Source organism: Aeromonas molluscorum 848 (assembly GCF_000388115.1).
GTDB lineage: Bacteria > Pseudomonadota > Gammaproteobacteria > Enterobacterales > Aeromonadaceae > Aeromonas > Aeromonas molluscorum.
In genome coordinates this window covers 1-13,547 of the sequence record NZ_AQGQ01000109.1, presented here as the reverse complement: position 1 = coordinate 13,547, position 13,547 = coordinate 1, and the positions used below count along the sequence as shown (strand labels likewise).

General features: G+C 60.9%; 13 protein-coding genes. 4 read left to right on the top strand and 9 right to left on the bottom strand.

Annotation, left to right across the window (positions count from 1 at the left end):
• Nucleotides 1-139: 139 nt before the first annotated feature.
• The 7 genes from G113_RS14030 to uxaC all read right to left on the bottom strand — a co-directional run bounded on the left by G113_RS14030 (nt 140) and on the right by uxaC (nt 7,870).
• On the bottom strand, nt 140-460 hold the full coding sequence (locus G113_RS14030; RefSeq protein ID WP_005904916.1) for a PTS sugar transporter subunit IIB: 321 nt from the start codon (nt 458-460) through the stop codon (nt 140-142).
• 753 nt (nt 461-1,213) lie between these two features.
• Nucleotides 1,214-1,834, bottom strand: a complete 621-nt coding sequence (locus G113_RS14025) for a bifunctional 4-hydroxy-2-oxoglutarate aldolase/2-dehydro-3-deoxy-phosphogluconate aldolase (protein ID WP_005904914.1) — start codon at nt 1,832-1,834, stop codon at nt 1,214-1,216.
• Between the two features lie 15 nt (nt 1,835-1,849).
• Nucleotides 1,850-2,812 (bottom strand): 2-dehydro-3-deoxygluconokinase, encoded by a 963-nt coding sequence (gene kdgK, locus G113_RS14020; RefSeq protein WP_040319244.1) that lies wholly within the window; start codon nt 2,810-2,812, stop codon nt 1,850-1,852.
• 21 nt (nt 2,813-2,833) lie between these two features.
• Nucleotides 2,834-3,382 (bottom strand): YgjV family protein, encoded by a 549-nt coding sequence (locus G113_RS14015; RefSeq protein WP_005904910.1) that lies wholly within the window; start codon nt 3,380-3,382, stop codon nt 2,834-2,836.
• On the bottom strand, nt 3,379-4,869 hold the full coding sequence (locus G113_RS14010) for a UxaA family hydrolase (RefSeq protein WP_330216946.1): 1,491 nt from the start codon (nt 4,867-4,869) through the stop codon (nt 3,379-3,381). The genes G113_RS14015 and G113_RS14010 overlap by 4 nt, the downstream gene beginning before the upstream one ends.
• 6 nt (nt 4,870-4,875) lie before the next feature.
• On the bottom strand, nt 4,876-6,339 hold the full coding sequence (locus G113_RS14005; protein WP_005904904.1) for a tagaturonate reductase: 1,464 nt from the start codon (nt 6,337-6,339) through the stop codon (nt 4,876-4,878).
• A 118-nt stretch (nt 6,340-6,457) separates the two neighbouring features.
• Nucleotides 6,458-7,870 carry a glucuronate isomerase gene (uxaC, locus tag G113_RS14000; RefSeq protein WP_005904902.1) on the bottom strand — a complete coding sequence of 471 codons (1,413 nt, stop codon included), beginning with the start codon at nt 7,868-7,870 and terminating at the stop codon, nt 6,458-6,460.
• Between the two features lie 424 nt (nt 7,871-8,294).
• Here uxaC and G113_RS13995 point away from each other — a divergent pair, with 424 nt between their 5' ends.
• The 4 genes from G113_RS13995 to exuR all read left to right on the top strand — a co-directional run bounded on the left by G113_RS13995 (nt 8,295) and on the right by exuR (nt 12,037).
• Nucleotides 8,295-9,284 (top strand): TRAP transporter substrate-binding protein, encoded by a 990-nt coding sequence (locus G113_RS13995; RefSeq protein ID WP_005904900.1) that lies wholly within the window; start codon nt 8,295-8,297, stop codon nt 9,282-9,284.
• 45 nt (nt 9,285-9,329) lie between these two features.
• The gene (locus tag G113_RS13990; protein WP_005904898.1) at nt 9,330-9,851 is read left to right on the top strand and encodes a TRAP transporter small permease; all 522 of its coding nucleotides are present in this window, start codon (nt 9,330-9,332) and stop codon (nt 9,849-9,851) included.
• Complete coding sequence (locus G113_RS13985; RefSeq protein ID WP_005904896.1) at nt 9,851-11,152, top strand: TRAP transporter large permease; 1,302 nt, start codon at nt 9,851-9,853, stop codon at nt 11,150-11,152. The genes G113_RS13990 and G113_RS13985 overlap by 1 nt, the downstream gene beginning before the upstream one ends.
• A 123-nt stretch (nt 11,153-11,275) precedes the next feature.
• The gene (gene exuR, locus G113_RS13980; protein ID WP_005904894.1) at nt 11,276-12,037 is read left to right on the top strand and encodes a transcriptional regulator ExuR; all 762 of its coding nucleotides are present in this window, start codon (nt 11,276-11,278) and stop codon (nt 12,035-12,037) included.
• Nucleotides 12,038-12,288: 251 nt separating this feature from the next.
• Here exuR and G113_RS13975 read toward each other — a convergent pair whose 3' ends face one another.
• Nucleotides 12,289-13,101 carry a helix-turn-helix transcriptional regulator gene (locus G113_RS13975; protein WP_005904892.1) on the bottom strand — a complete coding sequence of 271 codons (813 nt, stop codon included), beginning with the start codon at nt 13,099-13,101 and terminating at the stop codon, nt 12,289-12,291.
• A gap of 11 nt (nt 13,102-13,112) precedes the next feature.
• On the bottom strand, nt 13,113-13,547 hold a 435-nt coding region (locus G113_RS13970), incomplete at its 5' end, for a YbhB/YbcL family Raf kinase inhibitor-like protein (RefSeq protein WP_040319241.1).

Below are 13,547 nucleotides of genomic sequence, written 5' to 3'. Positions count from 1 at the left end.
GGCCCCGGCTAGGGTCAGGGGCATCAGTTTGATGAAGCCATTCTTGATGGCGTTGATATGAGGCTGCTTACCCAGCTTGACGGCAACGGGCAATATGGCCTTTTCCAGGGACGCGATGATAGTGCTCACGGTGTTCTCCTTACTGAGTGAGGCTTTTCTTGATGGATGCGACGGCGGCCTTGAGGACGCCTAACCCATCGACCTTGCCATAGAGCAGGGAGTCGATGACCTCGACCGGCTTGCCCGGCAGCAGTGTCTGGATCTCAGGCAGCATGTAGGCAATCTGTGGGCCCAGCAGCACCAGGTCGGCATCCTGCCCTTTTTCGGCGGCCAGGGTTTCCGGGTAGGCATCTATCTCCACGGGCACATCATATTTCTCAGCCTGCGCCTTCATCTTCGAGACCAGCAGTGACGTCGACATCCCGGCAGAGCAAAACAGGTAAATCCGTTTCTTTTCCATAACCACTACCTCACGATTAAAAACCAGTTGCATAGGGGGGGATGAAGCTGTCTCTTGCCGTCACATCAATGGTTAAGTAATCATCCCTCATTGACATCATTGTAATGACTTACAGATTCAACTGATATTTCGACAAGTTACAAAATAGTTCCATATTGACCTATCGCTTTGGTGTCGTTCACGATTTCAATGAATGAAAAGATAGGAAGCCAAATGGAGGGCTTTGTGGTGGAGAATTATGATAGTAAATATATTTAAATTTCATTCACTTACACATTAATTGACGGTTTTTAACCATTCTGTGGTAACAACTATCACTAATATGCGGTGCTTCACAGTTTCGAGCGAATGGACTTATATTGATGTTGTCGCCTGATTATGGCTTTTGGTGGCTGCTGAGAGTTATGTGTTGTTGTTGACCATGTGGCGGGAGCTTCATCTCCTGGCCGTGCCCGGGTTCAGAGGCATCTTGCATGCTTGTGCAACATCAAAAAGCCACCAAGGGGCCGTCAGTGGCCGGCGCCAACCGCAGTATGCCTCCATTTCGGTCTGATGGTTGGAGCCTGACACTGCCTAGCCTGACGGCGCCGAGAAGCGTGGGCACCTCAAGTCTTCGGAGCGCCTCAACGAGGTGGATAAATTGGTTTCATGAATTAGCGCCACTCTGCAAGCGGCCATGACCGCCATCCCTCGGCGCGCATAAAAAAAGCCCTTGGAACAAGGGCTTTGGGGTTGCTAAGAGCGGTGTCGGGCTCAGAGGGCGGCAACCGCCTCCTGCACCAGCTGGGCCAGCTCGTCCCATTTCTCCTCATTGATAAGCTTGGCGGGCACCATCCAGGTGCCACCGCAGGCGATCACAGAATCCAGCGCCAGGTAATCTTGCAGATTGGCTGGCGTCACGCCGCCGGTAGGCATGAAACGCACCGGGTAGACGGCGCCGAGGGCCTTGAGCATGGGGATGCCGCCGGACTGTTCGGCCGGGAAGAACTTGAGCTGGCGCAGGCCCATCTCCATGGCCTGCTCGACCAGGCTGGGGTTGTTGACCCCCGGGATGATGGCAATGCCCTTGTCCAGGCAGTACTGCACCGTGGTGGGGTTGAAGCCAGGGCTGACGATGAAATCTGCCCCGGCGTCGATGGCGGCATCGACCTGCTCGCGGGTGAGTACGGTACCGGCACCAATCAACAACTCAGGGTAGGCGGTGCGCATCTGGCGGATGGCCTCGGCGGCGGCCGGGGTACGGAACGTCACCTCGGCGGCGGGCAGGCCGTTCTCGACCAGCACGCGGGCGAGGGGGGCTGCCTGCTTGGCGTCTTGCAGGGCGATGACGGGGATCACCTTGAGGGCTTCGAGGCGGGCGATGAGATCAGACATGGTCGATTTCCTTACTCAGTGGCATGGGGACTGTGGCATGTGAGAGGGGGGGATGATGGCCCCCGGGTATTGAATGACCGTGGCGGCGAGACGATGGCCGGCGTGGGCCGCCGCTGTGGTGTCGCTACCTTGCAGGCGCGCGGCCAGGTAGCCTGCGCTGAACGAGTCGCCAGCGGCCGTGGTATCGACGACAAGGGCCGGATCAAGCCGGGTGGCGGCGACCTCGCTGCGCTGCTGCGCCGTGACGATGAGGCAAGGCTCGGCGCCGCGCTTGATGACGATCTCGGCCACGCCCAGGTCCTGGGTGCGCACTATGGTCTGCTCCAGGGAAGGATCTTCCCAGAGTGCGACTTCGTCGTCCTGGGTCAGCAGAGCGATGTCGGTCTGGGCCAGCATGGCGGCGTAGGCCGCTCTTGCCGTGTCCTGGTCGGCCCAGAGCCGGGGGCGGTAGTTGTTGTCAAATACCAGCCGGGCACCCTGGGCACGGGCCTTGGCAAGGGCCGTCATCAGACGCTGACGCGAGGCGGCGGGCAAGATGGCCAGGCTGATGCCGCTCAGGTAGATGAGCTCGCATTGGCCCAGCGCGGCGAGGATGGCGTCGGCCGGTTCGCGTTCCAGCCAGTAGCGGGCGGCGGCGTCATTGCGCCAATAGGTAAAGGATCGCTCGCCGTTTGCCGCCGTGTCGATGAGATAGAGGCCGGGCACCTTGTCAGCCAGGCGCTGCACCCAGTCGGTGTTGACGCCTGCCGCTTGCCAGGCCGACAGCATCTGGCTGCTGAGCCCATCTTGCCCGAGGGCCGTGACATAACGCACCTGCAGCGCCTGACTGCCGAGGGGCTGATCCTCTAGTTGACCCAGGCGAGCGAGGTAGAGGGCTGTGTTGAGGGTGTCTCCGCCAAAGCCCTGTGCCAGCAGGCCCTGCGCGGCGCGGCGCAGCTCCACCATGCATTCGCCGATCACGGCTATCTGTCGGGTCATGGTCATGACTCCTTGCAAAAGTTAGGGAGTGCTCGTCAAGGGATGTCGCCACATGCGATACATGGTGTGACAGTTGACGAACAGGAAAGTGGTTTCGATCAGGCTGCCGCCGATGGAGCCTATCAAGATGTTGTGGCTGGTCCAGCACAGGCCACCGACCAGCATGCACAGCCGCAGGGCGATGCCGTGGGCGCGAAACAGGCCCCAGGTGCCTATGGTGGTGCCTATGATGGGCAGCCACTGCACCGTCTCCGTGATCCTGGGAATGCCCAGCACCCAGACCAGTACCAGGAAGAACAGCATCACCCAGGGGCTGCGGGTGCGCCCCGAGGCGATGGTGCGACCACAGCTGAGCCCCGCGCTGAGCGCCGCCGTGCTCGCCCCCATGAGGGCGAAGTGGAAGGCGATGGCGGCTTGGTAGAGGCACAGCCTCAGTCGAAAGCGTTTGTCGTCCCGCTGCAGGAAGGCACTCACCCCGACCAGCATGGCGGCAAGGCCGATGCCTTGCGCCAGGGGTTGCTGCTGGAACAGGGTCCAGACCGGGGCCAGCCAGCCGAGTTCGGCCGTCACAGGGTGACTCCGCTCTTGAAGATGGCCAGCTCCCGGAAGTCGTTGCGCTCATTGCAGGTCGGCTTGCCGTTCGCTATCTCGACGATGAGATCGACGAACTGGCCGAGCAGGCTGTTCATGGGCGTGCCCTCTATCAGGGTGCCGGCATTGAAGTCGATCCAGTGCGGCTTGCGCCTGGCCAGATCGCTGTTGGTGGCGAGCTTGACCGTGGGGGCCGGGCCGCCATAGGGGGTACCACGGCCCGTGCTGAACAGCACCATGTGGCAGCCGGCACCGGTCAGGGCGCTGGTGGCCACGGCATCGTTGCCGGGGGCGCTGAGCAGGTTCAGGCCGGGGCGCTGCAGACGGGCGCCGTAGGGCAGGACATCCACCACCTGGCTCTGGCCCGCCTTCTGGGTGCAGCCGAGGGATTTCTCCTCCAGGGTCGAGATGCCACCCGCCTTGTTGCCGGGGGAGGGGTTCTCGTAGATGGGCTGGTGGTGGTCGATGAAGTACTGCTTGAACTCATTGACCATCAGCACCGTCTTGTCGAAGGTCTGCTCATCCTGGCAGCGGGACATCAGGATGCGCTCGGCGCCGAACATCTCGGGCACCTCGGTCAGCACCGAGGTGCCGCCGTGCTGGATCACATAATCGGAGAAACAGCCGAGCAGCGGGTTGGCCGTGATGCCGGACAGGCCATCGGATCCGCCGCACTCCAGGCCGAACTTGAGCTCGCCTAGACGCCCCGGCTGGCGCTGGTCCTCTTTCATGCGGGCGAGCAGCTCGGTGAGCAGCCCCACCCCATGTTCCACCTCGTCATCTTGCTGCTGGCACACCATGAAACGCACCCGGGACTCGTCGAAGTCGCCGAGCGTCTCCCTGAAGGCGGCTATCTGGTTGTTCTCGCAGCCCAGGCCCACAACCAGCACGCCCCCCGAGTTGGGGTGGTGCACCAGGTTTTGCAGCAGGGTACGGGTGTTGAGGTGATCCTGGCCGAGCTGGGAGCAGCCGTACTGGTGGCTGAACAGGTGCACGCCATCGATGGCTTGGAGATCGGTGTCTCGCTCTATCTGCTGTTTCATCTGTTTGGCCAGGGCATTGACGCAACCCACGGTCGGCAATATCCACAGCTCGTTACGAATGCCGACCTGGCCATCCTGGCGGCGGTAGATCTGGATCTCCCTGTCCGGCAGCGTCGTGCTGACCTCGGCCAGCTCAGGCTGATAGCTGTACTCGTCCAGATCGTTGAGGTTGGTGGCCAGATTGTGGTGATGGATATGCTCACCGGGCGCGATGGCGGCGGTGGCATGCCCGATGGGCAGACCGTACTTGATGATCTGCTCTCCCTGGGCGAGGGGGACCAGCGCGATTTTATGGCCACGGGCGAGGGGCAGCCCCAGCGTGAGGGTGATGCCTTGATGCTCGATGACCTCGCCGGCGGCGAGGTCGCGCAGGCTGACCAGCACATTGTCAGCGGGGTGAATACGGATAACGGCTTGCATCATGGTTCCTCAGCAGCAGGCGGCCAGCGCCGTGCGCAGCCCCTGCTCACGAATGGCGGTCAGGCAGTGATCGACTCGCTCGACCAGACCCGGAATATCGCACAGGGACTGACCCCAGTGCTCGGCGTTGGCGAGGATCTCGCACACCAGCTCGCGCTGGGCCAGTTCGCCGCGCTCGACCGCGGGCCAGAGACGGGCGTAGGCATCGAGCCAGGGTTGATCGTCTTGCAGCGGATAGGGCTGACCCTCACGCTCGCCGCGATAAAACGCCAGCAGGGCCGCCAATGCGAAGCTCAGGCGCGGCGGCAAGCCCCCTTGTTGCTGCTGGTAGCGCAGCAGTTGCGGCAGCAGACGGGTGCGGAACTTGGTCATGCCGTTGAGGGCGATGGCGAGCAGCTGATGCTTGATGAAGGGGTTGCGAAAACGGCTCTGTACGTCACGGGCAAAGGAGAGCAGCTCATCCTTGGGCAAGTCGAGGGTGGGCACTATCTCGTCGCTCATGATGCGCAGCACGAATTCGCCGACCTGCTCATCGGTCATGGCGTCACCGACCGTATCCAGACCGGCCAGGAAGGCGACCGGCACCAGGGCGGTGTGGGCACCGTTGAGGATGGCGACCTTGCGCTCCTTGTAGGGCTTGATATCGGAGACGATGCGGATATTGAGGGCATGCTCGGCGGGCATCTGGTCGAGGCAGAGGGCTTGCTCGAGCCAGGCTGGTCCCTGGATCACCAGCAGATAGAAGTGCTCTGCGGTGACCACGAACTGATCCTGATAGCCAAACTGCGCCTGCAGCTCGGCATGTTCGTCCCGGGGGAAGCCGGTGACGATGCGATCGACCAGGGTGGAGCAGAAGGTGTTGTGCTCGCGCAGCCAGGTCTGGAAGGCGGCGGGCAGCTGCCACTTTGCGGCGTAGCGCAGCACCAGCTCGCGCAGGGCCTCGCCGTTGTAGTCGATCAGCTCGCAGGGCAGCAACACCCATCCCTTGTCGGCAGCGCCATTGAAGTGGGTGAACCGCTCGAACAAGAGGCGAGTCAGCTTGGCCGGGAAGCTGACCGGTGGCGCATCGCTGAGCTGGTCGGCCTCGTGGTAACTGATGCCCGCTTCGGTGGTATTGGAGAAGAGGAAGCGGATATCGGGGTTGCGCGCCAGGGCCAGCACCTCGTCGAACTGGCGATAGCAGTTGAGTTCGCGGTTGACGCTGCGGATCAGCCGCTGGGTGCTGATCGCGTCACCCGACTCGTCCAGGCCGCGAATGACGGTGGTGTAGAGGCCATCCTGGGTGCTGAGGCTGGGCGGAAAATCGCTGTCGATGGGACGCACTATCACCACGCCGGCATCGAGGCGGGTGTGTTCATTGAGCAGATCCAGCTGCCAGTCGATGAAGGCGCGCAGGAAGTTTCCTTCGCCAAACTGGATCACGCGGTCCGGATACTGGGCCCCCGGAAAGGCGTCACGATTCAGGCGTTGCATCTTGTTGTCATTCCTCATGGGGGAGCGGGCTCCCCGGTTGGGTGGTATGAGTGCGGCACGGTTTGACTCGGATGGGTGCCAGCTGGCGGCAAGGGATCCCTCACCGCCTGTTGTGGGGTCAGTTCAACTCGATGGCGAAGTAGTCCCGCGCGTTGTTGAAGCAAATGTTCTCGACCATGGCGCCGAGCAGGGCCAGATCGGCCGGTGCCTCGCCCTCGGCGACCCAGCGACCTACCATGCGGCACAGGATGCGGCGGAAATATTCGTGGCGGGTATAGGAGAGGAAGCTGCGGCTGTCGGTCAGCATGCCGACGAAGCGGCTGAGCAGACCGAGCTGGGCGAGCTGGGTCAGCTGGCGCTCCATGCCATCCTTCTGATCGTTGAACCACCAGCCGGAGCCGAACTGCATCTTGCCGGGGATGTTGCCACCCTGGAAGTTGCCGATCATGGTGCCGAGCACCTCGTTGTCCCTCGGGTTCAGGCAGTAGAGGATGGTCTTGGGCAGCAGATCCTGACGGTCCTGGGCATCGAGCAACTGCGACAGCGCCCGGGCCACGGGGGCGTCATTGATGGAGTCAAAACCGGTGTCCGGCCCCAGGCTAAGCAAGCGGCGACTGTTGTTATTGCGCAGGGCACCGATGTGGTACTGCTGCACCCAGTCCCGCCGCTTGTACTCCCCGGCCAGATAGATAAGCACGGCGGTCTTGAAGGCCGCCACATCGGCCAGCGTCAGTGTCTCGCCCCGCAGACGGCGGGCCAGCATGGCATCGAGTTCGGCCTCGCTGGTCTGCCCGAACAGCACCTCATCCAGGGCGTGGTCGGCTATCTTGCAGCCGTGGGCGGCGAAGTGGTCCAGGCGCACTCCCAGGGCCCGGGTGAGGTCGGCAAAGCGGCGGATCTCGACATCGCTCACCTCGCCAAGCCGGGCCAGATAGTCGAGGAAACCGTCGGCCTCTATGTTGAAGGCCTTGTCCGGACGCCAGCTCGGCAGCACCTTGATGTCGAAGCTGCTGTCGGCGGCGACGGTTGCGTGATGGCGCAGGTCGTCGACGGGATCATCCGTGGTGCCCACCATCTTGACGTTCATCTGCCCCATGATGCCGCGGGCCGAGAATTCGGGTTGGGCCAACTTGTCGTTGCAAAAATCCCACACTTCCCGCGCCGTTTGCGGCCCCAGCAGGGTGCCGGTCAGACCGAAGGGCCGTTTGAGCTCGAGGTGGGTCCAGTGGTAGAGGGGGTTGCCTATGGTCTGGGGCACTGTACCGGCCCAGGCCTGGAACTTGGCATAGTCATCGGCATCGCCGGTGCAGAAGCGCTCGTCGACCCCGTTGGAGCGCATGGCCCGCCACTTGTAATGATCGCCCTTGAGCCAGATCTCGTACAGGTTCGCGAAGCGGTGGTCTTCGGCAATCAGGGCCGGGGGCAGGTGGCAGTGATAATCGAAGATCGGCTGTCCGGCGGCGAAGCCGTGATAAAGCTGGCGAGAGAATTCGGTATCCAGCAGAAAGTCATCTGTCATGAAGGCGGTCATTCGGCTTGCTCCGTACGAGGGATCTCGATGAATGGAATAGTTGTTGGACCAATTATTCGCCTTGCCAGACATCTCGTCTAGTCACCTTGACGTAAAAATACCAGCCAGGTCACAAAATAATCCTATTCAGGTAAAAAGGGGGCTTATTGAGGCTTCTTTTACGATGAAGCCTCACCAAAGTTGTGATATTGCGCGACATTCGGAGTCATTCTTTCCCTTTTTGTCTTCCTGTGGGCTCAAAATGTGACCCGTGTTGGGTTTATGACAGCGAAATTGTGAGGTCTTCATTTTTTGTGATGGTTCTCAATATTCATAGATGTTCTACCAATTACAGTTAGCCCCACAAAGATGTAGGACATTAAGACTGACTCCTCAGGGAAGAGGTCTAGCAGATAACAACACACACACTTGAGGTCCCGCTCCAATGAAAATGAAAACACTCGCCGCCGCTATCCTGATGGCCGCTCCGCTGACCCTGGCCGCCTTCTCTTCCTATGCCATGGACAAGGTCACCCTGAAGCTGGCGCACAACCTGGATACCAATCATGTGGTGCATCAGGCCCTGGCCCAGATGGCCAAGGAGATCAGCACCGCCTCCGACGGCAAGATGAAGCTGCGCATCTATCCGGGTGGCCAGATGGGCGGCCCGCGTGAAACCTTGGAGCTGCTGCAAAATGGTGCCCTCGACATGACCAAGGCCAGCGCCAGCGAGATGGAGCCCTTCTCCCCTGCCTTCTCCATCTTCAGCCTGCCTTACCTGTTCAAGGATCAGGCCCATTTCAACAAGGTGATTTATGGCCCGGTTGGCCATGCCATGATGGCTGAGACCCGGGACAAGGGCTTCGTCTCCATCGCCGCTTATGTGGCCGGGACGCGCAGCTTCTACGCCAACAAGCCGATCCACACCCCGGCTGACATGAAAGGCATGAAGATCCGGGTCGTCGCCACGCCGACCACCATCAAGCTGATCGAGCTGCTTGGCGCCGCCCCGGCCCCGATCCCGTTCGGTGAGGTCTATACCGCGCTCCAGCAAGGGGTGATAGACGGCGCCGAGAACAACGAACCTTCCTATGTGCAGACCCGTCACGTCGAGGTCGCCAAGTTCTATGCCGAAGATCAACACACCTCGGTGCCTGACTTCCTGGTGATCTCCACCAAGGTGTGGGACAAGCTCTCCGACGAGCAGAAACAGATATTGGAAGCGGCGGCCAAGCACTCAGAAACCTATGAGCAGGAGCTGTGGGGCAAGGAAGTGGCGGCATCGCGCAAGCAGGCAACCGAGGCGGGTGCCACCTTTATCAAGGTCGACAAGGAGGCCTTCCGCACGGCGCTGGCTCCCCTGTATGACGATTTCCGCAAGGATCCGGTGCGCGGCGAGTGGCTCAGCAAGATCGAGAACGAAGCCGCTCAGTAACTATTAGGGGAGGGCGGTCCTGGCTGCCCTCCCGGGAGAATTGCAATGCGTCTTGAAAAGTTCAAGCGACCGATCGACAGGTTGCTCGCCGGGTTCACCGTGGCCGTGATGGCCATGCTGGTGGTCTGCGTGGTCTGGCAGGTATTCAGCCGTTATGTGCTGTCCCAGCCCAGCACCATGACCGATGAAATCGCCCGTTTCAGCATGATTTGGGTGGGATTGCTGGGGGCGGCCTATGCCACCGGCAAGCGCCGCCATCTCAGCATCGACCTGTTTGTCTCCAATTTGAAAGGTGCCCCTAAGCTCATCAATCAGCTATTCGTTGATTTTTGCGTACTGCTGTTTGCCGGCAGCACTATGGTATGGGGCGGTCTCACCCTGGTGACCAAGGTCTACAGCACGGGCCAGGTCTCTCCGGCCATGCAGTTGCCGATGGCCTATGTCTATATGGTGTTGCCGCTGAGCGGTCTCATCATCAGCTATTACTGCGTGCTCTACATATTGGAGACCCTGCTCGACAGCCTGGCTCCTAGCCCCGATCTTGCCCCCTCAGAGGAGAACATCTGATGGATTGGACCATAGCTCTGGTCATGTTCGGCTCCTTCTTCGTGCTGGTGTTCGCGGGCGTGCCCATCTCTTTCTCCATCGGTCTGGCAACCCTGGCCTCCGGCCTGATGATGCTGCCGCTGGAGACCATACTGGCGGTGATCGGCCAGAAGATGGCGACCGGCCTCGACAGTTTCTCCCTGCTGGCGATCCCCTTCTTCATCCTGGCGGGCACCTTGATGAACTGCGGCGGTATCGCCCAGCGTCTCATCAACTTTTCCCAGGTGCTGGTGGGCCGCATGCCGGGCTCCCTTGGTCACGTCAACGTCATGGCCAACATGCTGTTTGGTTCCATCTCCGGCTCTGCGGTGGCAGCCGCGGCAGCGGTGGGCGGCACCATGGCGCCCATGCAGAAGAAGGCGGGCTATGATCCGGCTTACTCTGCCGCCATCAACGTCACCTCCTGCATCTCCGGCCTGTTGATCCCCCCCTCCAACGTGTTGATCATCTATGCCCTGACCGCTGGCGGCATCTCGGTGGCGACCCTGTTCATGGCGGGCTATGTGCCTGGCATCCTGATGGGGGTCAGCATCATGGTGGTGGGCACCATCATCGCCAAGCGCCGTGGTTACCCCATTGCCGAACGACCTTCATTTGCCATGGTGATGCGCGCCTTCTGGGATGCCATCCCCAGCCTGCTGCTGGTCGTGGTGGTCATGGGCGGCATACTCGGTGGCATCTTCACCGCCACCGAGGCCTCTGCCATCGCCGTGGTTTATACCTTTGTGCTGTCGGTGATCATCTACCGCGAGGTCAAGCTCAAGGACTTGCCAGGCATCATGCTCGACTCCGTCATCACCACGGCCATAGTGTTGCTGCTGATTGGCATCTCGGTGGGCATGTCCTGGGCCATGACCAATGCCGACATCCCGTACACCATCAGCGACGCCTTGATGAATGTGTCTGATAACCCGCTGGTTATCCTGCTCATCATCAACGTGATACTGCTGATCGTCGGTGTCTTCATGGACATGACCCCGGCGGTGCTGATCTTCACCCCCATTTTCCTGCCGATCGTCACGGAATTGGGCATGGATCCGGTGCATTTTGGCATCATGATGATCTTCAACCTCTGCATTGGCCTCTGCACGCCACCGGTCGGCAGTGCGCTGTTCGTTGGTTGTTCGGTCTCGGGCGTCAAGTTGCAAGCCCTCATCAAGCCGATGCTGCCCTTCTTCTTCGTGCTGCTGCTGAGTCTGATGGCGGTGACCTATATACCGTCGCTTAGCCTCTTCTTGCCGGGCCTGTTCGGCATGCATTGATAAGTGCGCGGAACAGGTGAGCCTCTGGCTCATCTGTTCATTTTGAGTTAAATTGGTATAACAAGTTATCGCGCCGAGCACCATGCCGGGCGCTTGCAGCAGAGAGGCCAAGGTGTGAGTGACATGAATGTGGATGTCTTCGAGTCAAAACGGCTCTATCAGAAAGTCGCCGCCGAGCTGAAACAGCGGATTGCCAGTCAGCGCTACAAGGTCGGTGAACGCCTGCCCGCGGAGCGACTCATCGCCGAGGAGATGGAGGTGAGCCGCACCGTGGTGCGCGAAGCCATCATCATGCTGGAAGTCGAAGGGCTGGTTGCGGTGCAAAAAGGCTCTGGCATCCATGTCATCGCCCGGGAGAGCCAGAGCGCCGAGCCTGCGCCGACCCTGGACGATGCCCTGCTGACCGCAGGTCCGTTCGAGCTGCTGCAGGCGCGCCAGTTGCTGGAGAGCAACATCGCCGAATTTGCCGCGACCCAGGTGACCAAGCAGGACATCATGGAGCTGCTCAAGATCCAGGCCCTTGCCCGCAATGAAGACAGGGCCCGCGACTCTGAATGGGATAAGCAGTTCCACATTCAGGTGGCCAAGGCGACGCAAAACTCGGTGCTGGTGATCCTGACCGAGCAGCTCTGGTTGCACCGCGAACGCAACCCCTACTGGCGCAAGCTGCATGAGCATATCGACGACAAGGCCATTGCCAGCTGGTGTGACGATCACGATCAGATCCTCAAGGCCTTGATGCGAAAAGATCCCCAGGCCGCCAAGCTCGCCATGTGGCAGCACCTGGAGAACACCAAGCAGATGTTGTTCCAGGCCACCACTTTTGATGATGAGATGAACGATGATCGCTATCTTTCTCCGAAAATCCCGTGGTGCACCTGGTGATGAACGAGGTGGTCAACGAGTAACAACAGACGAGAGGTTGTGAACGACAGTCAACGAGAAACCCCGCCAGCTTGCTCGCGGGGTTTTTTATGTCAGATGGATAAGGAAAACTGAGTCATAGCGCAAGGTTAGTGACGCTGTCTGCCGTCAGGCGAGCAGCATTGCCATGGGTGATTGTCGGCCTGCACCTCTCTCCATGTCGTGGTCAGCCCCTGATGTGAGCGCCTCATTTGACTGCAAGTCACAGCACTTCAACAACGGGTTACTTGCGACTGCCTGTCAGTTGAGGGGCAGGTGTGTAGATATTGCTGGGGGGTCAGGCCGAACTCTTGCTTGAAGCGGGCTGCGAAGCGGCTGGGGGAGTCGTAACCGCAGGCGAGGGCCACGTCCAATGGCGTGAGGGCTCGTTGAAACAGGCTGAGGGCATGGCTCATGCGTACCTGAGTGAGCAGCGTGCGAAAACTGCACCCCTCGGCGGCCAGTTTGCGCACCAGGGAGGCGCGGCTCATGGAAAAATGCGGGGCTATTCCCGCCAGGGTATGGTTGGCGCCAGGCTCCACGCTCAGATAACGGGCGAGCCGCTCACCCAGGCTCATGGTGCTGGCGGGAAAAAGCAGTGCCAGGCCGTTTGCAGCCTGCAGCTCGGCATAGAAGCCGCGCAGCAGCTCGGTCTGGGTGGCTTCACTCAGGTTGCGTTGCGCCATGGAGCAGACCAGATCGAAGCAAAATGCCAGCTCGGGGGTCACTGTCAGCCTGGGATCTTTTATGGGGGAGGCTGGATCGGGTGGTGAGTCTGTCAGCCACTGCGCCGGGGGTGGGGCCAGCAGGGTCAGAACATGGGAGCTGAATTTGCCTTGCTCTGGCTGGTTGACGAAGGTGAGCCGGTGACCGGCAGGCACCATCAACCAGCTTCCCTTGTCAAACGACAGGCGCCGCTCCCGCCACCACAGCTGTTTGTGACCCTGCTGCACCCAGATGATGGTCGGCGCATAGATGAGCACCCGGTGCAGGGGCTGCTGGCGGATCCCGAAATAGTGATTCAGTTGCAGCAGGGGAGTGCTCATCCGGCGGGCTCCTAGGGGGTGACGAAGGTGGCGGTCAGGGTGGCTTTGCCCAGCGCCATGGCATTGAGCATGTAGCCTACCATGGCGGGCGGGGTATCTGCCTTCACCTCGAGATCCTGGGGCAGGGCCCAGGCGGTGAACTGGTAACGGTGCATGCCGTGCTCGGCCGGGGGGCAGGGGCCGCCGTAACCCTGGCTGCCGAAATCGGTTCTAAGTTCCAGCCCCTGCTTGAGCTTGCCGGAGGCGTTGCTGGCCAGCGCGCTCTGGTTGGCGGGCAGGTTCACCACCAGCCAGTGCCACCAGCCGCTGCCGCTGGGTGCATCGGGATCATAGGCGGTGATGGCGACGCTCTTGGTGCCGGCCGGCAGGTCCTGCCAGCTCAGGCTGGGGGAGCGGTTCTCCCCCTTGCAGCCGAAGCCGTTGAAGCTCAGTGCCTTGTCCATCAG

Excerpts from the sequence above, each read along its gene's own strand:
- G113_RS13990 (WP_005904898.1), top strand. The coding sequence starts at position 9,330 with ATGCGTCTTGAAAAGTTCAAGCGACCGATCGACAGGTTGCTCGCCGGG.
- kdgK (WP_040319244.1), bottom strand. The coding sequence starts at position 2,812 with ATGACCCGACAGATAGCCGTGATCGGCGAATGCATGGTGGAGCTGCGC.
- G113_RS13975 (WP_005904892.1), bottom strand. The coding sequence starts at position 13,101 with ATGAGCACTCCCCTGCTGCAACTGAATCACTATTTCGGGATCCGCCAG.
- uxaC (WP_005904902.1), bottom strand. The coding sequence starts at position 7,870 with ATGACCGCCTTCATGACAGATGACTTTCTGCTGGATACCGAATTCTCT.
- G113_RS14005 (WP_005904904.1), bottom strand. The coding sequence starts at position 6,339 with ATGCAACGCCTGAATCGTGACGCCTTTCCGGGGGCCCAGTATCCGGAC.
- exuR (WP_005904894.1), top strand. The coding sequence starts at position 11,276 with ATGAATGTGGATGTCTTCGAGTCAAAACGGCTCTATCAGAAAGTCGCC.
- G113_RS13985 (WP_005904896.1), top strand. The coding sequence starts at position 9,851 with ATGGATTGGACCATAGCTCTGGTCATGTTCGGCTCCTTCTTCGTGCTG.
- G113_RS14010 (WP_330216946.1), bottom strand. The coding sequence starts at position 4,869 with ATGATGCAAGCCGTTATCCGTATTCACCCCGCTGACAATGTGCTGGTC.
- G113_RS13995 (WP_005904900.1), top strand. The coding sequence starts at position 8,295 with ATGAAAATGAAAACACTCGCCGCCGCTATCCTGATGGCCGCTCCGCTG.
- G113_RS14025 (WP_005904914.1), bottom strand. The coding sequence starts at position 1,834 with ATGTCTGATCTCATCGCCCGCCTCGAAGCCCTCAAGGTGATCCCCGTC.
- G113_RS14030 (WP_005904916.1), bottom strand. The coding sequence starts at position 460 with ATGGAAAAGAAACGGATTTACCTGTTTTGCTCTGCCGGGATGTCGACG.